This is a genomic window from Pseudoscardovia suis (genome assembly GCF_002797875.1).
GTDB lineage: Bacteria > Actinomycetota > Actinomycetes > Actinomycetales > Bifidobacteriaceae > Pseudoscardovia > Pseudoscardovia suis.
The window spans coordinates 31,846-56,411 of record NZ_PGFC01000007.1; the positions used below are offsets into that span (position 1 = coordinate 31,846).

Annotated in this window: 23 protein-coding genes; 4 read left to right on the forward strand and 19 right to left on the reverse strand. The window is 60.7% G+C overall.

Annotated elements, in window-relative coordinates; translation table 11 throughout:
- Positions 1-55 precede the first annotated feature (55 nt).
- The 10 genes from CLV65_RS07670 to CLV65_RS09130 all read right to left on the reverse strand — a co-directional run bounded on the left by CLV65_RS07670 (position 56) and on the right by CLV65_RS09130 (position 13,202).
- Complete coding sequence (locus tag CLV65_RS07670; protein WP_157847261.1) at positions 56-388, reverse strand: type II toxin-antitoxin system PemK/MazF family toxin; 333 nt, start codon at positions 386-388, stop codon at positions 56-58.
- 11 nt (positions 389-399) lie between these two features.
- Complete coding sequence (locus CLV65_RS07675; protein ID WP_157847262.1) at positions 400-960, reverse strand: Panacea domain-containing protein; 561 nt, start codon at positions 958-960, stop codon at positions 400-402.
- Between the two features lie 137 nt (positions 961-1,097).
- Positions 1,098-1,322, reverse strand: coding sequence for a hypothetical protein (locus CLV65_RS07680; RefSeq protein WP_094692022.1), 225 nt, complete (start codon positions 1,320-1,322; stop codon positions 1,098-1,100).
- Positions 1,319-2,701, reverse strand: coding sequence for an AAA family ATPase (locus CLV65_RS07685; protein ID WP_094692023.1), 1,383 nt, complete (start codon positions 2,699-2,701; stop codon positions 1,319-1,321). Before CLV65_RS07685 ends, CLV65_RS07680 begins: the two co-directional genes overlap by 4 nt.
- A 113-nt stretch (positions 2,702-2,814) precedes the next feature.
- Positions 2,815-3,738, reverse strand: coding sequence for a sortase (locus CLV65_RS07690; RefSeq protein ID WP_094692024.1), 924 nt, complete (start codon positions 3,736-3,738; stop codon positions 2,815-2,817).
- Between the two features lie 2 nt (positions 3,739-3,740).
- Positions 3,741-6,191, reverse strand: a complete 2,451-nt coding sequence (locus CLV65_RS07695; protein WP_094692025.1) for a SpaA isopeptide-forming pilin-related protein — start codon at positions 6,189-6,191, stop codon at positions 3,741-3,743.
- 29 nt (positions 6,192-6,220) lie between these two features.
- A complete protein-coding gene (locus CLV65_RS07700; RefSeq protein WP_144441940.1) occupies positions 6,221-9,994 on the reverse strand; it encodes a prealbumin-like fold domain-containing protein in 3,774 nt (1,257 codons plus the stop codon).
- 13 nt (positions 9,995-10,007) lie between these two features.
- Entirely contained in the window at positions 10,008-12,800 is a 2,793-nt protein-coding gene (locus CLV65_RS07705) for a cadherin-like beta sandwich domain-containing protein (protein ID WP_100346295.1), read from the reverse strand.
- A 98-nt stretch (positions 12,801-12,898) separates the two neighbouring features.
- Entirely contained in the window at positions 12,899-13,078 is a 180-nt protein-coding gene (locus CLV65_RS07710) for a hypothetical protein (protein ID WP_094691944.1), read from the reverse strand.
- A gap of 1 nt (position 13,079) precedes the next feature.
- Positions 13,080-13,202, reverse strand: a complete 123-nt coding sequence (locus tag CLV65_RS09130; protein WP_275542130.1) for a hypothetical protein — start codon at positions 13,200-13,202, stop codon at positions 13,080-13,082.
- Positions 13,203-13,410: 208 nt separating this feature from the next.
- Here CLV65_RS09130 and CLV65_RS07715 point away from each other — a divergent pair, with 208 nt between their 5' ends.
- On the forward strand, positions 13,411-13,842 hold the full coding sequence (locus tag CLV65_RS07715) for a hypothetical protein (RefSeq protein WP_094691945.1): 432 nt from the start codon (positions 13,411-13,413) through the stop codon (positions 13,840-13,842).
- On the forward strand, positions 13,839-14,249 hold the full coding sequence (locus tag CLV65_RS07720; RefSeq protein ID WP_144441923.1) for a hypothetical protein: 411 nt from the start codon (positions 13,839-13,841) through the stop codon (positions 14,247-14,249). Before CLV65_RS07715 ends, CLV65_RS07720 begins: the two co-directional genes overlap by 4 nt.
- Positions 14,250-14,483: 234 nt before the next feature.
- Here the strand turns inward: CLV65_RS07720 and CLV65_RS08800 are convergent, their stop codons facing one another.
- Positions 14,484-14,732, reverse strand: coding sequence for a hypothetical protein (locus tag CLV65_RS08800; protein ID WP_157847263.1), 249 nt, complete (start codon positions 14,730-14,732; stop codon positions 14,484-14,486).
- A gap of 784 nt (positions 14,733-15,516) precedes the next feature.
- Here CLV65_RS08800 and CLV65_RS07730 point away from each other — a divergent pair.
- Positions 15,517-16,089: a hypothetical protein gene (locus tag CLV65_RS07730; RefSeq protein WP_144441924.1), complete on the forward strand. Its 573-nt coding sequence runs from the start codon at positions 15,517-15,519 to the stop codon at positions 16,087-16,089.
- A 144-nt stretch (positions 16,090-16,233) separates the two neighbouring features.
- On the opposite strand, the gene CLV65_RS07735 is transcribed toward CLV65_RS07730, so the two are convergent.
- From CLV65_RS07735 to CLV65_RS07770, 8 genes are all read right to left on the reverse strand, one after another.
- Entirely contained in the window at positions 16,234-17,811 is a 1,578-nt protein-coding gene (locus tag CLV65_RS07735) for a PDDEXK family nuclease (RefSeq protein WP_094691949.1), read from the reverse strand.
- 56 nt (positions 17,812-17,867) lie between these two features.
- Positions 17,868-18,929 (reverse strand): DNA cytosine methyltransferase, encoded by a 1,062-nt coding sequence (locus CLV65_RS07740; RefSeq protein ID WP_094691950.1) that lies wholly within the window; start codon positions 18,927-18,929, stop codon positions 17,868-17,870.
- Positions 18,930-19,192: 263 nt separating this feature from the next.
- Positions 19,193-20,203 (reverse strand): HNH endonuclease family protein, encoded by a 1,011-nt coding sequence (locus CLV65_RS07745; protein WP_094691951.1) that lies wholly within the window; start codon positions 20,201-20,203, stop codon positions 19,193-19,195.
- Between the two features lie 313 nt (positions 20,204-20,516).
- The gene (locus CLV65_RS08805) at positions 20,517-20,672 is read right to left on the reverse strand and encodes a hypothetical protein (RefSeq protein ID WP_157847264.1); all 156 of its coding nucleotides are present in this window, start codon (positions 20,670-20,672) and stop codon (positions 20,517-20,519) included.
- A 16-nt stretch (positions 20,673-20,688) separates the two neighbouring features.
- A complete protein-coding gene (locus tag CLV65_RS07750; protein WP_094691952.1) occupies positions 20,689-21,714 on the reverse strand; it encodes a hypothetical protein in 1,026 nt (341 codons plus the stop codon).
- A 77-nt stretch (positions 21,715-21,791) separates the two neighbouring features.
- A complete protein-coding gene (locus CLV65_RS07755; RefSeq protein WP_094691953.1) occupies positions 21,792-22,112 on the reverse strand; it encodes a hypothetical protein in 321 nt (106 codons plus the stop codon).
- Entirely contained in the window at positions 22,112-22,738 is a 627-nt protein-coding gene (locus tag CLV65_RS07760) for a ParA family protein (RefSeq protein WP_094691954.1), read from the reverse strand. Before CLV65_RS07760 ends, CLV65_RS07755 begins: the two co-directional genes overlap by 1 nt.
- 416 nt (positions 22,739-23,154) lie before the next feature.
- Complete coding sequence (locus tag CLV65_RS07770; RefSeq protein ID WP_157847265.1) at positions 23,155-23,565, reverse strand: single-stranded DNA-binding protein; 411 nt, start codon at positions 23,563-23,565, stop codon at positions 23,155-23,157.
- Positions 23,566-23,811: 246 nt separating this feature from the next.
- Here CLV65_RS07770 and CLV65_RS07775 point away from each other — a divergent pair, with 246 nt between their 5' ends.
- Entirely contained in the window at positions 23,812-24,537 is a 726-nt protein-coding gene (locus tag CLV65_RS07775) for a hypothetical protein (protein ID WP_094691957.1), read from the forward strand.
- The last annotated feature ends 29 nt before the right edge of the window (positions 24,538-24,566 follow it).

Below are 24,566 nucleotides of genomic sequence, written 5' to 3' on the forward strand. Positions count from 1 at the left end.
CATGGTATCAAATATAGTACCACTGTAGTTGGTTGTCCAACACACGACAGCACGCTCACACGCTGAACCGGCCAAGCCGATGAATCACATCCACCCTGTCCACGGGAGACAGCACGCCGACCCTACGCCCGGAACGCCGCAACTCCGCGACAGGCATGGCAAGCCCACGGAAACACCTCACGGCACTCGGCTTGGACAAACCCTCGTTCCACCACTCCTGGAGCAACACAAAATCAGGGAAATCCTGCTTCTCCACGACGGACGTCACATACAACACGGTGCACGACTCCCCCAACACGGATTTGACGACGACCGGTCGTGTTTTCCTCAACTTCCGATCCTCCGTGAATGGAAACGGATAGAACCACACATCCCATGCGCGCGGCATGCCATCCACGGTCAGTCGTCCATCCAATCGGCCGGCAGCATGACCTCACCATCCGGAGTGAAGGAAGGCTGCTCCACCATCCGTTCCGGCATGGGCGGCGTATTGGTGCGCAATGGATGCGCCGACACCCATTGCAGTATGCGCTGGGGGCTGATGGTCCTGTTCTCGCCCGGCTCGTACACGTCCGACCATGGTGTGCCCGGCATGTGCGTGAGACGCATCAGGCCGGTCCCCGTGTAATCCACGGCATAGGCGGCGTACACGTCGCACAGCAGGTTCAGGATGTCCGGGTCGAGCGTCCTCCAGTCGAATCCGCTCCTTGGGGTGGGTATGCTGTCGCGTCCGTATTCCTTGTATTTCTCGTATACGGGGCGGACGACGGGACCGTATTTCCATGCTTCGATGGGAGTGTCGAACAATGTGCGCCCGTATCGTTGGAGGCTTGCCGCTTGCGTGAGGAAGAGGAGCTTGTTGAGCTTGAGGTTGGTCATGCCGTCGTCTTCATCGGGATCCCCTGCGTTCGCAAGGGTGATGTAGAAGTCGCTTATGGCCGTCGGGTTGAGTCGTTGCATCGAAGTGTCCTCCCTTCCGTCTTGTTTTCCCATTATGCGCCGATCCAACCGTCTTGGGAAGAGGGGTGTGTCGGCACCTGTTTCACAGCAGATGGTGCGCACGCAAACCCGCAGCCCACGCGCGCACCGCCCCATCGTCACCCGACTGCATCCGTGCACACGCCCACGCCATACGCAAGCACGGCAGACCTCACATCCTCCGGCAGATCGCTGAAACGCACACGCCCACCATCATACGAAACGCCCGCCAGGCGCATCGCCTCACATGACGCGCCTTCACCCAACGTGCACCTCTCCTCGACGAACCGGTACAACGCCAGCAGACGATGCCTGCCGTCAACGCACTCCTGACGCGCGTTCACTCCGCATCCTCCCCCGCTTGCATGAGCGCGACGGCAAGATGCGACCTGACGGTACGCGACGCAAGACCGTTGCCGTCACCCATGCTCACCGCCCGAATGTACATGTCGCGGAGGTTGTTGCCCGCATGCACGCCCGTCGGATTGACGAAACGGTCGTCCGGATCCGTCGTGGAGAACACGATGGACCTGCGGTCGAGGACCTCCAGCACGCGCAGGTTGTGCGCAGTGAACACAAGCTGCCCCAACCCACGGTTCGCAAGAGTGCGGAGCATGTCGCCCAACAGTATTTCGAATATCCCCGAATCGAGTTCGTCCACCGCTATGAGGGTGTCAGGTTCATTGAACATGCGGACGAGCAGCGACAGGATGCCGATGATGCGGCGGATTCCCTCCGATTCAGCCCAGAACGGTATGCGCGTCCCGTCATGCTGCGAGTAGAGGAACACGCGCACGCCTTCATGCCCCTCGTCGTCCGTGTCGTCCTTCATGTCGCAGTGCAGGGTGAGCCCGGGGATGACCGTGGGTAGGACGGTGTTCGCCTGCCGTATCATGCGGTCGATTTCCATGCGCATTCCGGCGGGCACGAAGCATGGGCGGCCGATGTCGAGGATGTCGAACCGTCCGTCGTGCATGAACGGCGTGTATCCGAAGCATACGCTTGCGGCCTGCCGTGTGGTAACAGTCCGTATGCCGTGTTCGGCGTAGGAGTTGAGGCGTGTGAGCGTGTGCAGCAGCGGGTCGAGGTTATCGGCGAGTGCTTTCCCCCGTGCGGCTGGCAGCATGGTCTGGGAGTGGAGCAGCCCGGACAACCGGGTGAGCCTGTCGCGCAAACCGGGTGAGAACAGGAGGCTGCGATGCTGGCTGTGGGCGAGTGCCGCTTCCTGCGTGAGGTAGTCGCCTGTGTGTGCTGTCGCGGTGAGGCTGTTCCATGCGCCTGCCGGTGCCGTCACGGGTGTGAGCAACCCGGTTTCCGTGTTCTGGAGCATCCAGCAGTCGATGAGGGTGCGTTTGCGTGCGCCGTTCTTGCGGATGGTGATGGTTTCGCGTTCGGGTTTCAGCCCGCTGCCGTCGGTGGCGAGGACCACGGTGTATGCGGTGGGCGTGCCGTCGATGAGGAATTCAGCGTGTATCGTCGCCTGCCGTGGCTCGTGCGGGTCGGGGGTGCGTTGCACGAGCATGCTTGCCTGTTCCCCGTCGAGTGGCGCGCCGAGCATGAGGAGGCGGAGGGTGCGGATGGTTTCGATGACGGTGGTTTTGCCTGTTCCGTTCGGACCGTAGATTCCCGTGACGCTTCCGATGGTCGGATCGTGGGTGAGTCTGATGGTGCCGTGCCGGATGTTTTTCGTCCCGTCGAGCCGTAGCATGGTGAGGCGTATCATTGCGAATTCCAATCTAACGGCGATTTTTTCACGGTATCTTGTGATTTTTTTACCGTTTCGGCTGATATTCTACGCCATGCGGCGTTATGAACGCAAGCACGCGGGTTCCCGTTTCACCGGCGTCGCGCGTGCCTCATCGGCACACCCGCGCGCACGCTCACCAGCAGGAAACCCAGTGCGAGCACACCCGCGAGACCGCCCGCGAGCACACCCTGCCCCCAATCCACCTGACCGGGCACGCTCACAGCATCCACCCACGGCACACGCTCGCACACCACCAGCAAACGCCTTGTGTTCAAGCCCGGCGGATCACACGTGTACAAGGTCAGCAGGGTATGTGACGCGTCCGCTTGCAACGCCTCATGCTCCTGCGTGCTGCCTGGATCCACGCGCAGGATGCGCACCACACGCCATGCGACCGACCTCTCGCCCGCCTGCGTGTACACCATGTCCCCCACGCCAAGCTCACCCAACCGGTAGAACAGGAGGCTCACGCCCAGACCACGGTGCGCTGCAATGACACTGTTGCCCGGATCACCCACGGGAAGCGTCGTCCCGTACACATGGCCCGCGCCATGCGTGAGCGTGCCCGCGCCTGTACCATGCCCGATGTTAAGGTCCACACCAATCTTGGGGATGCGGATGCTTGCCATCGAGTCGCCCATGCCGAGCTGCGACTGGTAATCCGTGTCCGACTCGTAGGCGGGTTGCTGGCTATCGGTGAACGGGTCCGGTGCCTCTCCTGTCGCCACCGTCGGATCCTGAAGCAGCTTGTTGTCGTATGCGCTGGCACGGTCAAACATGTCCGTGTCCTGTGCGAGGGACTCCACGTCAGTAGCCTGGGGCGTGCGCGGCATTTGCGCATACAGGATGAGCGCTGGCATGAGGAGCAACAGCGCGCCCATGAGACTGCACGCAACACCAAGCACGGTGAGGCGTGTCAGTCGTTTGCGGCGGCGAATATGCGCGGGGGCGGCACGCAGAATCATGTTCCACGATGCCGCCCCCGAACTGCCGCTCCTTACGGCGTCGATCATGGTCACGCGCGGCTTTCCATCATGCGGCGACGGACGAGCAGGGTAATACCCGTGCCGACGAGGATGATGCCCAGCATGCCGGTCACGCCGAACATGATCTGAGCGCCTGTCTGGGCGAGCATCACATTATTCGGCTGGTTGCGCAAGGTGAGCTGCATGTCAAGCCAGTTGGTCTTGTCATCCGCGACATACGCGCCGTCCTTTGTCTGGAGCATCAAGCCCTGTGCATCAGGGTACACATTGCCCTTCTGGTCGGTCGGGGCACCCCAGATGGCTTTCAGCGCTTTGCTGGATTCGTCCACTGGGACGAAATTCTTTTTGTTCTCGCTCCATGTGCGGAACGACAGGCCTTCCTTCTTCACGCCCTTGCTGAACGTGAACATGCTCTGGCCGAGCACCTGGTTTTCCTGGCTGATGGTGAGCACTGCGGCGGTCTGGTGGGCGGGATACGTGTCCGTTGCGATGACATGCCCGTCCTTCGTGGTTTCGCTCGTAAAGCCGTGGTTGATGAACGTGGCGTTCACCATGATGCTCTCCGACTTCTGGAGCTTACGGTAGTTCGGGTATGCTTCGGTTTCGGTGAGCGTGTACGTGCCGAGGTCCACACCGTGCAAACCAAGCTTGCCGTTCTTGCCGCTCTTGACGATCGTCGTAGTGCCAGTCTTATCCTCTGCGGTAGCCAGACGGTATATACCTGTGCCGCTGCCAAGCTCGACCCATGAGAGGGGCGTATCTTCCTTCTTCATGTCGGTATTATGCTGATTGTTGCCATAGTCCAGACGCTTGTACTTAACTGTGAACTTCGCGCCTTGCAAGCCGGCGAGGCTGGTGCTGCTCTTCTTCGTCAGGTCGATGTCATACAGCCATTGCTTGATCTTCGTGTGCGGCGTGTCGAACGTAATACCCGAGTTCGTCAGGTCGGAGTACTTAACGTAATTATCGTTCCACACCTTATTGCCATTGTCGAGGGCGGCGGGCGTGACTGTCGCCGTGTACTTGATGGTCATCTCATGCTGGTAGAGGGTGTGCGTATTGTCCGTGCCGCGAATCTCACCGTAATTCTTCACGAGCCAGCGTCCCAAGCCAATGACGAGATGAGTCGCATCCTTGTTGCCGAGGTAATCACGTTCGACTGCATACCATGCATCAGGTTCGTTCGGCTGACCGTCGCCCGTGGACTTGGACACGTCCGTCCATGCGTCGGGCAGCTTGTCGACCTTGGTGGGGGTGATGGTCACGGTGTCGCCGTACGTGCCGGGGATGGTGATGGAGAGCGTGCCGTCGTTAATCCTCAAGCCTTTGCTGGTCGTATCAATGACACGGTATGTGTACACCCACTTATCCTTATTATCGAAAGCGTTCTTGTACTTGCTCAGGTCGGGCACATCGTAATGCACGATGTACGGGATGGTGTCGCCAACGTCGCTACCGTGATCATTCGCGTCCATGCCTTCCGGCTTGCTTCCGTCGAGTGACTTAGCCTGTCCGCATGGTTCCACGTCCTCGCCCGCCTGATTCTTGATGGTGATGACGCCGAGCTTGCCGACGGAACCGAGGCGCGTGCCGTCCGTGGTGCCTGCGGCCTTGTCCTTCGCGTCCGCCTGAGTGGGCACGATCATCGACTGGCTGGAGAGGATGTTCTTCTTGGTGACGCAAGCGTTGCCGTTCGCATCCTTCTTCGGGCTCTTGTAGGTTTTGTCGAGTCCCGCGCCACTGTCGATGATAAGGTACACGCCTGTGCTGGGCACGGTCACCTTGCAGGTGGCGGCGTGCGTGCATGTGACGGTCTGGGAGTGGGGCTGGCCCTTGACGGCGTTCAACGCAGCGGAATCGATGAGGAGGTTGTCGGAGAATTCACGCACGCTACCGACAAGCGCTTTGCCAGGGCTGTTCACACCGTCCTTCTGGTAGCCACTTTCGTTCCAACCGTATCCCCATGTGCCTGCCGCCTGGTCGTTCTTGCCGGTGGCCTGCCGGAAGCCGCCCATCCATGCGATGGGGTCGCGTCCCGCGTCCTCCCAGCCGGGCAGGTTCTCGACCTTGCCGTCCTTGACGCTGGTGGTTTTGGCGAGCACACGGTCGAGGTGCGTGCGGAGCGCATCGGGTGTGTCGACGGCGACGCCGTCCGCCTGCTTGTCGCCCGTGTTGTGGAACGTTCCGTCCACGTAATCGGCGAGCTTGTATGCGGTGAGCTGCCTGCCTTCGAGAGTGTTCCAACCGCCTTCCTGCGATCCGGCGGCGTTGACCATGATGTCGAGCGCGCCGCCTTGCACGAGGTTTTCGGTGGCGGCTGCGCCGACGGGATTCTGGCTGCTCGTGCTGGTGGCATTGCCTGCTTCCGCGCTGGTCTGTCCCGCCCACGCGGTGCGCGTGAAAGCGAATGGCGTGGCGAGGCATGCCATGGTCACGGCGCTTGCCATGACCCGTGTGAACATTTGCCGTGCGATGGGCATGTGTCCTCCTTGATCTTCTGATGGTGCGTTCATGCTTCGTGCCGTCCCATGTTCGTCGCATGGGTGTGGCGGCGGTGCAGGGCGAACGCGATTCCCATGCCCGTCACGATTGTGGTGATGATGCCGATGGCGAGGAGGCGTCCCGCGTCATGCGTCCACCCGGTCTGGGGTGGCATGGTGAGCGTGGGCCGGAGGTTTCCGATTTCCGCCGTCCATGCCTCGGCTTGGTTTTGCACGCCTGTCGCGGTGTTCGCGGTGAGGGTGCCGCTGGCTGCGTGGGGCGTGCCGTTTTGGAGTGCGTCGCCCGTGGCTTGCATGGTGATGTGCGCGCCCCGGGTTCCGGGGGTCTGGGTGACGGTCACGTGCCATGCGCCGTTGCGGGGTTTCGCGTAGGGTTTGGGCACGCTGGTTTCGGTGAGCGTGTAGTAGCGGGTTTCGCCGCTGCCGATGTGCTGGATGCCGGTGTTCGCCTTGCCGTCCTTGCCGGTGGTGAGGGTGATGGTTTGTCCGCCTTTCTTGGGTTTCCAGCTGGCGTCGGTTTCGGTGAGGGTGAGTTTGGCGCCTTGGATGGGTTGTTTCGTGTTCCATGTGCATGCGCTGCTGGTGTCGCCGGTGCATGTGGTCTTGGTGAGGCTGAGGGTCCATTGCGCGTCCTGTTGGATTTGTTCGCGCGCGGGCTGCCACCCGTCGCGGATGATGCCGCTGATTGGAAAGCCCTGGACGGTCTGATCGGCGGGGTTGGTGACGGTCACGGTCCGGCCTGCGGCCTGCCATGAAATTGTGGCCGTCTGCCCGCCAAGGTCCGCCTTGGACAGTCTCCACACGTACGTGTAGTAGCCGGATCCGAGTCCTTCCAGCCCCTTCACCTTGGGGTCGGATGCGGGGTCGTATGTGAGGGTCTCGGTGCCGTCGGCGAGCATCTCTGGTGTGGCGCGCAGGGGTGTGAGGTCGGTGACCTTGCGTGCACCTACGGGTGGTTGCTGGCCTTGCGCACCTGGAGTGGGCGACCACCAGAGTTCGCCTCGGGCGATGAGGGTGACGCCGCTGACGGTGATGCCGGGTGTGGTGGGCCTGAGGGTGACGGTGACCTTGTCCTTGCTGGGTTTGCCGTCGTGAAGGCGCGTGGTGTTGCCGAGGGTCTTGCCGTTCGCGTCGACCGTCTGCGATGTGATGGACGGCTTGGCGGCACCTTCCGGCGGGACTCTTTGAATCGTCCATTTTTCGGTTGTGTCCTGCGCGCCTTCATGCGAGTACGAGTCCGCTTTCAACCCCGGTGCCGTTGCGACACTCGCACGCGTCACCGTCACGTCGAACCAGTAGTAGCCCGGCATCCACGCTTTCATGCCCAGGTCTGTGGGTGTGAACTGCGGGGAATCCGTCTCATGATCCTCGCCCTGCAGCCATGTGCCGTTGATCGGTTCGATCTTCTCCAGCGTCTTGGACGCCTTCACGTCCTGACCGTAACCCGTGGGCGAGTATCTCAACGTGAACTCACAATCCAGCCGGCCGCCCGACAGGACGCTATCCAACGGGTTGATGCGCAGATGGTCAAGGACAGGCTGCGACTTGCCCAATGCGGGAGCCTTCCCTTTGTCCCAGACCGTTTCCCCGTCCTTGTCCTTCCTGCCGGAATCCGAACGGAACTCCGTCTTCAAACCAAGACGGGTACCGGGAGTGGAAAACGCCTCCACGGGGTCCTTGAGCGTGACCTTCTTCGTGACCCCCTCTTTAGGGTCGCGGCTGGCGCCTTCATGCAGCGATTCCGCGTTACCGTAGACGGTCGCACCTTCCTTCGGTCCTAGGGTCACATCGAACCAGAACTTCGAGTTCCTGGGCCAATGCCCTTCCTCGTTTTCGTTGTATGGGTGACCGTAATCGTCGCGTAGGTTCGTGTTGCCTTTCTTTATCACCTCACTTGGTTTGACGTCGCTTGAATTGAATGTATACGATTGGTTGACGCCGATTATTTCGCTGAAGTCTACCGAGTTCAGTGCCATGCTGTAATGCGTGCCTTCTCTGCCAGTCTTCGGGTCCTTGCCATTCGGTGTGAGCATGTTGAACCATACCGTGAGGTTCCAATGGTCATTGGGTTTGTCGCTCGCGCCCGTGTTGTGGATGGTGATGGCATCATGAACCGATTCGTAGAAGTGGAAGCAGTCGTCGTTGCTTGACCATGTTCCGTCGGACGCCTCGCTGGTGGTGCAAGGTAGGTTCTCACCATATATAGCGTTCTTGTCCGCTGTGTTCGGGTTTGCGGATTCCTTGCCGGTCCTGTCCCATGTGACGGGGGATGCCCAGGTTTGCGTGGTGATGGAGAGGTTGTAATCGTGCCAGCGGAAGCCGATCATCCACTGGGCCGTTGGGTACTTCGTGTACCCCCAATTGGCGTAGTTATGGTTGACGTTGTTCGGATCTTCGGGCCGGAGTTCCACGAGTTCCATGTGCTTGGCCTGGCCTCCTGCATCATCAATGGACTTGGGTTCAAGGAAATCAGTGATGATCGCTTTGTACTCGGGGGTTCCCTGATACTTCGCCGTTACGCCGTTAGGGAAGGCATGGCTGTTCATATTGCCGCGTCCGAGGAGTGCGCATATGTACAAGTGCGTGTAGAACTGGGCGAGCAGCTGGATCGTCTCATCATCCTTTCCCTGCGTGAGCCCATAGGCTTTCCTGACAACGCTGTAGAGCGTCTTACCATCGTCCTTGTACGACGAGCCACCCTGCTTGGCTACCTGTATGCCATTCGTGTACCCGGGGCCGCCGTACCCCCAGTACAGGGTGTTCTGCAAACGCGTGTACCTGGTGCGCCCGTTTGTGGAATCAATGACGACGTTCAAAGGGACGGCCGGGACGGCCGGTTCTTGGGAGCTTCCAAGCGAGTCTGCCTCGGTGACCGTCCGCGCATAGTACCATGCTCCGTTATTTGGCGTGTTGTTCAGCGGGTCGATGCACACGATGCGCATGCCGTTGTCCGTCGCACCGTACAGGAAGTAGTCCCCGTAGTTCATACCATCACTGCTAATGGTATAGTCGCTGTACACCTGGAACTTGCTGTTGTTGAGATCATTGTTATCGTATCCGGCATTGCGTGCCGTGCCCGTGGGGGCAGACCTGAGTACGGCCGGAGTAAACACTGCGTCCGCCGTCGTATCGGACGGCTTGGCATTCACGCTAGTATCACCAGCCGTCACACTATCCACATTATCCGTGGTGTCGGGCGTGACCAACTGCTGTTGCTCTTCCACAGCATTCTGCTCCGTCACATGCCCCGTATCCACCAATCCGGCCATGTACAGTGTGTCGGGCGCCCGGAATACGGTCATCGTGCCTTGCGAACCGGCCGCGAAATACGTGCCGTCCATGATGCGCGCCGACCCTTCGCCCTTGAACACGCCCACGGGATCATGCGTGCCGTCAGTCGCCCGGGCCTTCACGGCGGACAGGATGCGCATGACGGTGGACGCGTCCGCCGTCTTCATCATGCCGGCGAGCTGTCCGACGGGGTCAGCGGATGCGGGAACTCCCACGTCGGCAAGACTGTCGCGCGCCATGCCGTCGGTAAGCGTCCAGAATGATGTGGTCTGTCCGATGAGCGTCTCGTCGTCCAACGCGGGGCGAATGGTGACCGTGCTTCCCTGCTCGCCGTCGGGAAGCGTGCCGATGACCGGCATGCCGTCACCTTCCCGTGATTGTGCGAGCACGAACAGGCTACTTGCTGTGAGGATGCTCGTCAGGATGAGTGCGATCGTGATCGTGAACGCGGCCAGTCTCTGCCCGTGCAATAGTGTGTCTGCGTGTTTCAAACCCGTCTCCTCCTTAATCCTGTCGTGCCGTGTGCCGCATGCCGTGCATGCGTCGGGCGCCCGTATGCAGGCCGACGCCCATGCCGAGCATGCCGAGCGTGCCGATGAGAATGCCGCGGATCATGCTGCCCGTGCTGGCGAGCGTGCTGCCGCCCATGCCGATCGTGCCGCCCACGCCATCAGTGGGCAGGGGCAGGGGGGTTTTGTCGGCGTGCACCGTGTACACGGTCTTGGTGAGCCCGTCGCCGCTGGTCACGGTGACGGTCGCTGTCTGCCCTGTCTTGCTGACGCTGACGGTCATTCCCGTGGTCTTGTCGTACAGGGCGTCGAGCGTCCACTTGTCCGTGTCGTTCACGCTGACCGTGTACTCATGCTTGCCGGGGTCGAAACCGTTGATGGTTCGCCCGTTCACCGACAGCCCCTGCAAGAGAGCTTCGTGTGTTTTCGCGGTGATGTACGTGACGGTGACCGTATGCTGTCCGACGGGCTGCGAATGGTCTTCGGGCAGGACGGTGAGCGTGTATTCGAACGTCATGCCGGTGGTGCGGCGGCTGCTGACGCTGACTGTCTGACCGGTCTTCGCCTTGTATGCGAACACGCCGCCTTCGGGTATCTGCCATGAGTCGCCTTGCATGGGCGTGTACGTGCCGTCCACGGCGGTCCAGCCGACGCTTTCCAACGTGGTGTCCTTGCTGTCCGTAGGCTGCGTGTCGGGTGTGATGGCTGTCGGATCGACTGGCGTGAACGTTTCGACGGCTGTCTTCCATGCATGCTGGCGGATTACGGTCACACGGTAGGTGCGTGTCTCCTGTGTGGACAGGCTCGTGACTTTCCATTCCATGCTGGTCGCGTCCGCTGTCTTGGTGACGCCGAGCGGCGTGACGGTCACCTGCTGCGGGTCGTACGTGGGGAGGATGTACGGGCTTGGCTGGTTTTCCCCGATGGTGAGCGTGTAGGAGAGGCGGTTGGGGTCCCAGTTGTCGATGAGGGGTCCGGTGGCGTGCCTGCCGTCCGCTTGCACGTGGATGCCGGTGAGGCGTGCGGGACTGTCGGCTTGGATGTCGGCTGCTTGGAATCGGAGTGTGACGGTCCACGGGGTGTTGTTCGCGGTGATGCTGAGGGTGCGGCTGCCGTCTGTGTTGAGTGTCTGCGTGATGGGGCTGATGGTGGCGTCCACGCCGTGTTCGGTTTCGAGGGTGAACGTGTTGGTGAGTTGCGCGTGCGGGAGGGTGAGGGTGATGCTGGTCCCATGGTCGGAGGGTAGGGGGATGCTGCTTGTTTCGCCTTGCGGGCTGGTGGTTTTCACGTTGAGGAGGGTGAAGTGCGTGTCTTGTGCGCGGCTCGCCCAGATGGTGATGTGCGCATGCTGGCTGAGGGTCTGCCCGTCGGGCGCACGGCTGGTGAGAGTGGTGTCGGCGGTGCCTTGGAGCGTCATGTAGGTGATGGTGCTTGTGCTGCCGTCGGGGTTGGTGACGGTGCGTGTGGTGGCTTGCGGTGTGCCTTGCCATTCGATGGGCATGCTGGTGCCGTCGCTCAATGTGAGGGTCTGGATGGCGGGTTTGTTGCTGTCGTCGAGGGTGGTGGTGGTTTCCGCCGTGTAGGTTTCGTCGGTCCCGGTGCCGGTCAGGCTCATGCTGCTGCCGTCGGACAGGTTGAGGAGGGTTTCCTCGCCTTGGGTTTGCGTCCATGGGATGCTGATGTCGATGCCGGGCGTGCCGTCCGCAGGGTCGGCGGGCAGGGTGTACCGGGTGGTGGCTTGGATGCGTGTGACGCCGAGGATGCCTGTGCCGGTGAGGTTCATGCCGGTGGTTGTGCCGGGCAGGGTGAGGGTGTGTCCGTCGCTGCTTGTCATGGTGATGGTTGCGGGCGGCTGGTGGGTGAGGCTTGTGGTGAGTGTCTGTGTGCCGTCAGCGAGCGTGTTGGCGCGCGTGTCGTGTCCGTCGATGTGGGCGGTCCATGTCTGGAGGGTGCTGCTGGTGGTGTGGACGGTGACGCGCCATTGGTGTCCGTCGACGCTTGACGTGTCGCCGGTGGCTGTGCCCGTGTGGGTGATGGTGAGACCGTTGCCATCGGGGTTGGGTGTGAGGGTGGGCGTGTCCTGCCATTCGACGGGCAGTGTGGTGCCGTCGCTCAGTGTGATGGTTTTGGTGGTGGGGTCCGTGAGGGTGATGGTGGTTTCGGCGGTGTCGGGGCCGGTGCTGGTGAAACCGTTGGCGTGCCCGTCACTGCTTGTCACGGTGAGGGGTGTGCCGATGGTCCATTCGGCGTTGATGGTGATGCGGATGGCTGGCTGTGTGCCGTTTGCGTCCGCGGTGTAGTCGAGTGTGCTGGTGTGGCGGACGGTGCCGGGTGTGCCGGTGTCGTCGCGCGTGTCGTATTGAGTGGGTTTGGTGAGGGTGATGCTGGTGCCGTCGTTGCTTGTGGCGGTGATGCTGTCGGGCGGCGGGGTCTGGGTGTTGTGTGTCGCGGTGAGGACGCCGTCGGTGAGCGCGGTGAGGGGGATGGGGGTGCTGTCGATGTCGGCTTGCCATGTGATGGCCGGCTCGTCGGTCGGCTCGTCCGAAGGCTGGGTGGATGACTGGTCGGTTGGCGTGGCGGTTTCGGACGATGATGCGGATGGCTCGGCGGACGGCTGATCCGATGGTGACTCGGATTGGGAAGCCGCGGGCGTCCCAGCCTCCTGCCCCTGCGGTTGCTGCGCGGACGCGACGCCCGTGAGGAGCATGCCCGTGCCGACGCTCACGCCGACCGCCGCCAATGCCGCTGCGATGGTTTTCCGAATGGCTTCCTGCGTGGCTTCCTGCACTCCGCGACTCCCTCCGATGACAGGCCCCCGTGGGGGCGTGTTGACTGTATGCGATTCTGATTCCAGTATAGTCTACGGCACACCCCGCGTAGGGTGTTTCAACGTGCGCGCACGGTGTCGAGGAGGCTTTCCGCCTGTCCGGGACGGATGGTGCGCCCGTTCGCCTGCAGGCCGGTGAGCACACCGTATGCGCCGAGCGCGTCCAATCCACGCCATGTGATGCCGTCCATGCGGATGGCGAACGTGCCGTCGGGCTGGCGTTCGAGGGTCGGCGGCATGCTAGTCGCCGTCCGTGATGGGTTGGACGGTGACGCGGACTGTTCCGTGCCGGGTGACGATGCGCGTGTCGTCGTGCTTCGCGCTGCTCGTGGTGTTCGTCTGCTCATGGGTGTTGGTGTCCATGCCTGTGTCCTTTCGGTTGTTTTCTCTTGCCTTGGTCATTATGTCATGTTGCGGACCGCGTGTGCGGCGTGTCGCGCACATGTCGCGTCCGCGCGTCCAGCTGGTCGCGTATGCGACATGCGTGAGGTTACGTCCATCACATGGTCTGGCGCAAACACCAGCGTGTCGCGTTTTGACTCATCCCCCGCACAAAGACGAAAATGAACGCATGAAGACGGAGACTCATTGGAACGAGGACGACACCCGGATCATCCGACTGTTGGATGACGCACGGCATCGCAGCGGACTGTCCGTGCACACGCTCGCCGCCCTCGCTGGCATGTCCTACGGCAGGATGCGAGACATGCTCGCCTGTCACAAAGGCGCGCCCCTATGGCATGAGGTGCTCGCCGTCGCAGGTGCCTTGGGCTTGGAATGGGAGGACCTGATCCCCGGCAAGGAGTCGGCCGGGGTGCTCGCAAGCGTGGACGACGGCGTGCTCCTAGGCGAAGTGGCCCGCAGGTTGGATGCCGCACGCCACAAATCGGATGTGGAGGATGCGCAGGCCGTCGTCCGGCGTTTCGAAGCGGGCGACCTGACGATCGCCGCGAACCGCGATCCGTTGAAAAACGTGGAAGCGTCTGGGGGCGAGGGACGGTGAGACGCATTCCCGTGCACGGGTCGATGGACTGGGAGCGGATGCTCGAAGCGTGCGACGGCGTGGTGCGCGTCGTGGAAGTGCGGTTGCCTGACGGTGTGTGCGGCTTGTACGACGAAACGTCAGGGCTTGTGCTGGTGGATTCGGGCATGCGCGACTGGCAGAAACGGTGCGCTCTGGTGCATGAGCTTGTGCATTGGTCTTATGGTGATCGTGGGTGTTCGCCGGGCGTGGTGTGCCGTGAGGAGGCGCGCGCGAGGCGGGAGGCGGCTTGCCTGCTGGTGGATGAGGCTGCGTATGCGAGTGCGGAGGCGTCGACGGGCGGCAAGGTGTTTCCGATGGCGTGCGAGCTGGATGTGACGGTGCAGGTGGTGTTGGATTTCCAACGTGTGCTTGCGTCCCGCCGGTAGACGGATTGCCAACATGTGAAAAGAAGCGGCCGGTGCGAAGGTACCCAGGCCTTTCGCACCGGCCGCCGACCGGGACTCCCCAATCCATTTATGGCTTCATGTTATCCACATGGCGTCGTCGTGTCAAGAATCCGGATGCGGCGCCGACCGTGTCGGCAAGCTCACCGCATGGCTCGCGGCCACCTACCCGTCCATCAGCATCGAAGACCTCAACGTGCAAGGCATGACGCATAATCAACTGTCGATGAAGGATGTGAAACGGCGGCGGTTGAGCAGGATGCCCTTCAACTTGCTGAAAGCCGCGATGGGATCGGCGTACTGTGCGCACGCCATGCCCCATGCGGTGAGCAGCTCATCCTCACCGAACTGATCGGCGAGCCGCGTGAAGAAACGCATGAGGTCCTCCTCGGTGTCGGGGTTGAAACCCACGCCGTACCGCTGCTGCATGATGTCGTCCAGTCGCTCGTATGTGTCGTAGCCCATTTGTCTGCCTTTCTTGTCGATTGACTGTGGTTTTGATTCTATACACGTGGGGTGTGCTGTCCCTCCGGGCGTGTCGTCCTGTTGTCTCCTACTGTTCTGGCGGTTTTCATACTGTCTGAGGCCGGGGATTCCCCTTTCCCTCTGCCAGTCTTGCCAACACTCCCCCGCACGTGATATTGTCAAACCCAGAACACAACTGAACAAAACACCCTTGGGGGGCAACGTCGATGAATGCGTTCCCCAAGGGGACACACCCTGATTTACCGGTTTAACGGGGTGTATAAAACTACCGGCCCGACTAGTCATCGGGAAGACGCGTCAGAGGCGTTTCTCCAACAGATTTCCCAACCGTCTGCGGCATAAACGGGCAGCCGACGCAGGCATTCCAGCATCGTGGTCTAAAATGGCGTTGGGGGAGTATACCGCCGTCCCAGTGTAGTAACGCACCTGGTTAGTGATGCGAAGCGACCGAGGCCTGACCGACCGAAAGCACTCGTATTCCCTAAGCCCCAGCAGCTTAGGGTTAGCTCTGCTCGGCTCCCTCAACCATTCCCTCCCAAAAGCAGAGGTTAAAAAGCAGAGACAACGGCTGAGGCAGAGACAACTGCTGAGCAACGGCTGAGGCAGAGACAACTGCAGAGCAACGGCAGGAGCTGGCGACGGTGAGAGCTTGAGCTTGATTGAGCTGGCGATGGTAGGAGCTGCAAGGGTTAGAAATTGAGTTTGTTTCCTCTCTCCTTGGAAGGATCTTGGTGATCCGTCTGAGGAGAGAGGATTTTTTGTTGTGTCTGCTTGTGCTTTGCACGGCAACCCGATTTTTTTAACAGCCGCGTTTGAGCGTTTTGACATGACGCGCCGTGGGAAATTAGAATGGATGCAGGTTGTTTTTGGGTTGCTTGAACCGTTCACAGCGTTTTTCTGGGAGGCGTCGATGGCTCGTCGTTATGCGTGTAGACCGTTGAAGGGCTTGTGCACTGAAGCGCAGGCACGGTATTTGCTGTTTCTCACGCGGAATTGGAGTGACCGTGAGTTTGATCGTTTTGTCGGCTTGTATTACAGGAGTGGGAGCGCGTGGAGGAAACAAGGGTCACGGCAAGGGAAACTCAGGCATGTGAGCCGTGAGTCTGCGAGTCGGATGATTCGCGTGTTGAAGGCTGATGCGGGTATTCGTGAGGCGTTGGCTGCCCGGGGTTTTGAGGGTGTGGATGCGAGTGTGTGTGCGGTTGTTCGCTCGTGGATGCGTGGATGCAATGTGCGTGATCCGATGCTTGTGCCGGATGGGGTGGTGCGTCAGGCTTTGTTGGTGCGTAAGGATAGGCGTTTGGCGCGTTTGGCGTTGGATGATGCGGGTGATTGACCGGATTGGCGGCTCACCCCAGTCTTGAAAGACGGGGCTTGCGTTGCCAATTCGGTCAAGGTCAACAAAAGAAAAGGCTCATAGGACAAATAGCGTGTCTCGTTTGTTCGGGTCGCCTTGATTCCGCATCATGTGGTGGATGCACTATGGTTCTATGTCCTCCAGCGTGATCTGGCGGTCAAGGCTGAAAATGTCGCGAAGCCTCGCATGGGTATACGCGGTCTGCTCGGATTTCTTGATCATGTCGATGAAGACGCTGACGGTGATGCCGCTGCCGTGGACGCCGCCTTCGTTGACTTCGGCGCGTAGCTGCTTGTCGATGCTGGGGGCGAAGCCGCCGGCGACGTAGGCGAAGAACGCGAGTGGATAGGCGCTGGAGCTGTAGGTGTCGAGCTTCCCGATGTAGTTGTGGACCATCCTGTTGTGATGGTCGCCCGTGATGCTGTACCGCGAGTATGCCTTGTTGTCGATGATGGCCTGGTAGCCCTCGTCGTCGGATATGAGGAGGATGTCGGGCGCGGATTTGCTGCCGGTCTGCCCGAGGTGGGTGGCGTCGTAGTGGAAAACGTCGCGCATGAGGTCGGTTGTGGCTTTTTCGAAGTCAGTGGCCTTGTCGGTACCTTTGAACGCCATCTCGTAGTAGTTGGCCAGGAATCCGCCGATCGCCCCGTGCGGATACGTTGTCATGAGGGTGTCCTCGACGAGCCGCCTGTCGGCTCCCGTGTCTCTCGCGATCGCATCCACCAGATCTGTCGTAATCTGGCTGACGGGGTGCTTGGACGCTTTCTGGATGAAGGCGGCCCGTATGCGTTGCACGTCGATGGCGCGGCTGGACACGGAACCGGTGGCGATGAGGTTGCGCGTGTCCTTCATGTGCCATGGGTCCAGGCCATAACGGCGTTGGAACGTCTCCTCGTCTTCCGGCCGCGCCACCAAGTGCGATGGCGTGTCGAGTATCCGCCGGACCCGTGCCTTCTTTTCGTCGGGAATGAACATGCGGTCTTTGTCGCGGGCGATCAGCTGGGTGTATTCGAGCCAGTTGAACATGGTGTTGGCGATTTCCCGCAGTTTCTCATACGGATCGCGAAGGTCGATGACCCTCTGGCCGAGGTATTCCTCGAAGAACGTGCCGGACAGCGCGGCATCGCCTTCCTCGCGGTACCGCAGGAGGCGTCCGACCATGCGCTCGTAGTCCTTTTCCGATTCAGCCTCGGTGCATACGATCTTCCCCACCTCGTCCTGACCGAGGCTTGGCGGCTGCCCCTCCCCCATGCTGAGCCTGTCGTCCATGAGCAGGCGCAGGAGGAAGCGGAAGGGCTTGATCCTGAATCGCCTGTCGACGCCGACGGAGAGGGAAAAGGCGGACGGGAACTGGTATTCCAGAACCTGCCGGGTCAGGACGTCGACGGGCGGTTTGCCGTCGACGATGGCTTGCCCGGCCAACGTCAGGTACACTTTGCCGACAGGGTCGGTGAAATACAGACCCAGGGATCGCAACCATGCGGCGTAGGTGCGTCCGCCGGAGCCGGAGGCGTCGCGTCTCCGGCCCACGCTTTTCAGCTTGGCCTTCTCCAGTTCCTCTTCGAATCGGATGTGGAGCGTCCGGTCGCCGTTCCATTGGTTCTCGAGGCTGACGGCGGCGAATACGGAGAGTACCTCGGGGATGCTGTTGAGCTTCCTCTTGGGACGGGTGACCCACCAGTAGTTGCATCGTCTTGGCATGGCGTGCTCCTCTCTTGTCTCATTCGTTTGGGGTCGTGCCTCTCTCCTGCCTGGTCTCAGCCTTTGAGACTTGGCCGGGCATACGGGTATGGTATGCCGGCGAAGGAGTTCAGTACGGCCGTTGTGACGACTTTGGCCAGTTGGCAAGGGACGGCCATGCCTATCTGGCGGCGTACCGAGGCGTATTTGCCTTCGAATACGTAGGTGTCGGGGAATGTCTGGATGCGGGCGCGTTCCCTGTTGGTGAGTTCCCTGTTGTCCCAGTGGTAGCCGAATGTGCCGCCGCCGCCCGCCGCGGTCATCGTGTAGGACGGTTTGTCCGGATCCAGCTTCCGGTAGATCTGCGAGATCCTGGTTTTCGTCTTGATACACAGCTCGGACGGCATCTCCCCGGCCGCCTCCGCCTGCCAGACGTTCTGTCCCGGCCGGATGTGCCTGAGACGTTCGACGACCTTCGCGGACAGTTGCCTCACGTCGTTGTTCGCCGCGTCCTCGGGGATGCCTGCCAAGGCGGTGCGCGCGGAAATGTCCGTGTCCTTGTAGGGTTCGGGGCTGGGGACGTGGAACTCGACCGGCAGGTCGCTCCTGATTCCCACGATGATGACCCTGTGGCGGGTCTGCGGCACGCCGTATTCCTCCGCCCGGTACAGGTGCGGCGTGAGCGTGTACCCGGATTCGGTCATATCGGTGAGGATCGTCTGGAAGTCGTTCGTGCCGGCCGAGCGTATCCCCGACACGTTCTCGGCGATGAACCACTCGGGCTTGTAGCGGCGCAGCACCTCGATGCCGAACCAGTAGAGTTGTCCGAACTTTTCGTTCGCGATGCCCTGGTGTTCGCCGACGTTGGAGAAGCTGTTGCATGGGAATCCGTATGCGAAGGCGTCGATTTCCCCCAGGGAATCGATGTCGAGGTCCCGGACGTCCGTCTCATGCACCGAACCGGGGTCTCCGGGGCAGATGTTCCGCCGGTATGTCAGGCACGTGTCATGGTCGTAGTCGCTCGCCCACCCGTGTCGGACGGACAGTGCGCCGTCCTGGCTTGTGGAATCCAATGCGCCGCAGGCCAACCCTCCCGGCCCGCAGTACAGCTCTCCCAGCGTGAACTCATGCTTTTTCATTTTGCTCCTTGGCTTTACGTGGTCCCACGTTCACAGCGGATTGACCTGCCGCCGCAGGTGTTGCGTCCTTTGACGTCCTCCCGGTGTTCACACGCCGGGATTCCAACACGATGTTATCGTGTTGAGGTTTCGCACGTCAAGGTGGAAGCATCCTTCCCGCGATAGGCGGGTTGGGTGTCTGACTCCGTTTCGGCGTGCCCGGCTTCGTCCAAGCCGATGAGATGAGTGAACCTCCTCGCCCTTACAGGCGAGGAGGTTCACAATCACTGTGCTTGTTTTTGTGTCAAGCATGCTGTGAGCGTGCTGACGGTTTGTGTTTTCTCCGCTTGTGTCATGCTCAACCCGTACTGGTTTTTAATCCATACGCGTTTCGCCATGTAATCGCACTTGTATGCCGTGTTTCCTGGCATCCAGACTTCACCACCCCACGCCTGCCGGTTCGCGTTCGCCTTCCCCCCGGCAAGCGACGCGATGCCACTGCCTTTCGCTTCGTTCGCGGGACCGTCCACCGCCAGGAGCACGTCGGGACTGTTCGCGTATTCGACTCGTTTTGCTTGCGTCCACTGCCATGCGCCGCTCGCCCATGCGTCCTGTAGCGCGACCACGTGGTCGATTTGCACGCTCATGCTGCTTTGCTTTCCCCGGTGGAAGCTGATGCGCTGTCCTGTGTATGGGTCGTGGAGTGTGCCGGATTGCACGTGGCAACCGGTTTTCGTCCATGTGACATCGGTCAGGTCACGGGCGAGGATGAGGTCGCGTGTGTTCCCCCCGTCACCGCACTGGTTGTGGGTCTTCGCCCATCCGCCGAACATGCTACCGCGATCATAGTCTTGCACGTGGGGTTGTTGGACGCGGATGTTCTGCGCTTGTTGGAGCGCTTCGCTCATGCTGATGGACGCCCGGCTTGCCACAGGCAGACTGTCGCTGGTGGTGGCTTGTGATTGTGATGGTTGCGACGCTTGCGTTTGCCCATCCGTTTGCGTTGCCTGCGATGACACCGACGGCATGCCGGCTAACGGGCTGGCATCACCCCACAATGGAGTCGGACTGCCACTCGCCTCCATGGGAGCGGTCGCCTCAGGCAAACCCGACGGACTGCTGCTCGCCTCCACGCCCGCACGCATGCCGGGAATGCTCGCGCCACGCACCCCAAGAACAGACAATGCGTCCTGCCCCGCGCCGCTGCCCGCGATCGCCACCAGCGCGCATACGATGCATACAACTCCCATGACGACCTGCCACGCGTTCCCGTTGTCGTGTCCCCTGCCAGCCATACTGCTCCCTTTCCTACGACCCGCTCCTCACCCTACACCCTTTGGTGTGAGGGTACACCGCCCTTCAGGACGGTGAGGAAGTCAACCTCTCCTACGATCGGTTGTTGACCTCATCGTACGACACTACCGCCGTGGGTTACATCAGCACACCCACACATGGTATTTGACAAGCAGACCACCGGGCGTGTCAACATTCAAACGCGTATACTCGAAAACACCGGGACACGCACCACCCTTCACAACCCCCGTGCCCCGGTTCACCCATAGGACGGCAGCCCACCCCCTTCACACACGCTGCCGTCCTCTTTCTTTTTCAGGCGAGAATCATCTGCACTATTGCGACAAGCATCGCGACGAGAAAACCCACGCCAATCAGAAAACCAATCAGCGTACCATTCTCACCCAGCCATTCACCCATGCTCAACCCCGCACGGTCACGCCGTTTATCAACATCCTGTTTCCCAGCCAAAACACACCCCCTTTCCTCACTCCACGTTCGAATCAGACACGGACACGGAAGCGGACGGTGACCCAGCATCCGACACGACACCCGCATCCAACGCCTCACCAAACTCACGCAAACCCTTCACAACACCCAACGCACCCCAATCAACCACACGCGCCGAACCGGAAGACGGGTCACGCACCAGCACAGTCACACTCGTAGACGACTCACCCACCACCCCACTCGCATCCGACTGCCTGACACGATTCGGAGTGAAACGCACCGTCACACCAACAGCACTCCATCCACTGTCAGCATCCGACACATTTCCCTGCGAGTCACACCACACACTCCAATCCACCGACGCGCTCTCAAACACACCAAAACCGGCAGGCATGAACGCGTGCGAAGAATCCGGATCCCCCACAAGCACCGTCAAAGCTTTTGAATCACCACCGATCCACGCTTTCGCCCACGCATCCACCGCATCCTCGATGTTCGAACCACCGCCCACGCTCCGATAACCGTCAGGCGCACCCGACCCCGACGCTCCCGACGAACCCACAGGCATCGCAAACAAGCTAGGCGACCCCACAGCATCCGCCACACCATCCGCGACACTCACCAACTGCGAGCAGCGGCGCGTCCTCCCATCCGACAAGCCGGTGAACGTGAAATCATGCACATACTCCACGCCACCATCCTTGCCCGCACCAACATTGCGCACGCCAGCCCACTGGAGGTTCGCATACCCGTCAGGCGCGGGCGACCCGCTGCCCGACAGCCACGAGTACACTGCGTCCAACGCTGTCTCACGTCCCGGACTGTCCGATTGCGATTGCGACATGCGTTGGCTCACCGCGTTCAACGTGTCCGACGCCATGCGACTCGACTTCCATGCGACGCCCATCGACAGGACGCTCATGAACACGACGAGGAGCATGAGGATCTTCACGCCCATGACGTGATGCGCTTTCCTCGCCTGCCGTATCGCATCCCATTCCACGCTGTCAGGGTTTGCGCCCGCGCCGAACGGATCAATGTCGGAATCACGTTTGCCGAACATGCTTTCTCCTTCCTACGCTCGGAACCATACGATTCCCAGCGTACTCGGGAAACAGGCCTGACGGCACGCCCGCGTCGCTACTCTTCGGCCAACGGTCCACGGAATTGCGACCAGTCCACGCCCTTCTCACGCACACACACGCGAATCATCTCATGCATCAACGTCGTGGAATCCACATCCAGTTCAAACCGCAGCCGACGCAACAACAGGAAATCCTCATCCGACAAGCGGCACGAGAACTTATGCCTGTATGCCTTGTACTCCTCCCCGTGCGCGTCACGCAACGCACGACCCTCATTATTATCAACAGCAGGCTCCACCGTGTCCACTGTTGGCGTCTCGGGAAGCCGCCTCACACCACGACCATCCGCACCATCCAAAAAAGCATTCCTCACCATCACCGTGCCTCCAAACCATTCACGAAATCAACAAGCTCACCCGCGACACCCGCATACCAGGCATCCACACGCACACGACCGTAAGCGCCACGAATCGACTCACGTTCTGGGACCATCGTGTCAAACCGCGTGACATGCGCGGAATCCAAATCATCCACCGCACGCCGCAAACTCCTCGTGTTCGCTTTCACCCGTGTGAGCAACACCACGCCATGACGGCACGCCGCATACGTCTCCCCCGCCAACCGCAGGTCCGCTTCACCCGGCTGCGTGGGAATCACCACCACGTCCGCGACATCCATCGCCTTCTGAATCATGCCCGTATCGGACGGCGGCGTATCAATCACAATCCACATGCCCGACCATCGTGTCTCCAACCGGCGCCTGTCCAACACCGCTTGGTTCACCGGCACCACGTCGAACGGCAGCATGGGCGCATGCGGATCATCCACACGCATGTCATCCACCGCGTCAGCCCATTTCGTCGCACCACCCGTATTGTCAGCATCCAACACGACCGCCCGCAAGCCGCGACGGCACAGACAGCATGCAAGCATCATGCTCGTCGTCGTCTTCGCCGTACCGCCTTTCGCACAAGCGACGGTGATCACCCTCGTCCCAACCATCCGCTTCACCTCCGCACGTGGGAACGTTCCATGACACCGTTCACGCTATCATGCGCGCGTGCGCCACGCCGAACAGAGCACAAGAGCACAGGAGCACAGAAAAATCCCATCCCATCGGACTTAAGAATCTGATCCGATGGAACGGGATTTCGGTAATGGCCAAACGCTACCCGAGGGTCGCACCGCCCATATTACTCATTGCAGGTGTTTCGCGCAACCCCATCACCGTCACACGATCCACTCACAGCATCACGCTCCCTCTGCGACTCCTCCATCCTGTCCACCATCGAACTGATACGCATCAACCCCCACACGCACATGAGCACGCTTACGAAGAACAACACGCCGCACACAATCAAAACAGTCCGGATCATAAGAACACTCCATACGCCATACCGGCATGCGAAACAACAAAACTAGAACTCAGAGTCACGCGCCCACTCATCCCCCAACACGCCCCGACCCGCGGCACCAGCAGCACGCTTCACACCATCACGCACACTCACAGCGACATCATTCGCACGCACCTCCAGACGATGACGCTTACCACCATCATCACCCTCCCACGAGGAAGACTTCAGCATGCCCACCACAATGACACGCGACCCCTTGCGAATGCGAGACGGCAGGCACTCCGCAAGAACATCCCACGCAACACAATCCATGAACACCGTATCCCCGGCATCCACCCACTGATGCTGCGCCTCGTCAAAACGACGCGGCGTGTTCGCCACGCAGAAACGCACGAAACTCTTCCCCTTCCGTGTCTTCTTCACCTCAACGTCAGCGGTCACATGACCCGTCACGACAATCGAATCAGCAGCCATAACCATCAGTCCTTCCAACTGCAACCGGGATCGCACTACACGTCGAACCACCCCCCGGCAGGTTTTTCGACGACACGACACATTCTACCAACACAACACGGGACATCCAAAATACCCATCGCAAGGGCGACACACCCGCATTGCAAACCCTCGGAACGCCCAATAGAATCAACGACAAGACAACACAACGACACACACACAACACAAAAACACAAAAAACAAGAAAACACCCGGAAGGAAAACACCATGACCAGCATCATGAAACCCCAACCCACCCTCGGTTGGATCACAGTCCCCACCTACCCACTGTTCGCACCCTACAAAGTCATGCCCGACAGCGGGCCACGCGCATTCGTCGGGAAAACCGTCCGCCTCATGAGCATGATCATCGACACGCTCATCCTCGATAACTCGCCATGCTGGGACGCCAGCACACGCACACTCCACTTCAACGGAGACTTCCAACGCTACGCGCGACTCACCAACGTCGTCAACGGCGGACACAGCCGCTCATCCGTCGACCAGCTCCTCGAATCCTACCTGCTCGAACCATGGCCCGTCTACGACGGTGAGATCCGCGTCGCGGAAAACATCGAAATGCACGACCTGCCCCTCAGCCAACGGTGGATGCGCGTCAGCGAAGACTACATGCGTCTCATCACCGACTACACGCCGCACCGCATCAGCTTCGACCATCTCCCCCAAGCCGGTTTCGCACTCGACCTGTACGTCATCTGCTGCCTGTACACGCCCGAAGGTCAGCGGCTTCACATTCCCGAATCGACATTGTGGGAGCTTCTTCCGCAGGACAGTTTGCGCCGCACGCAATCCCGTTACTATGAGGCGGCCGCGCGACAGTTGAACGCGCTCGGCAACGGCTGGGAGTACAGGTACGAGCGTGACCATGGTTTCGACGCAGCGCGCACCGACACGGGCATCGACGCGCCCGGCAGCGTGCTGCGCATCGCCTGACCGATCCATACGCTTGACAACGAGTGAGG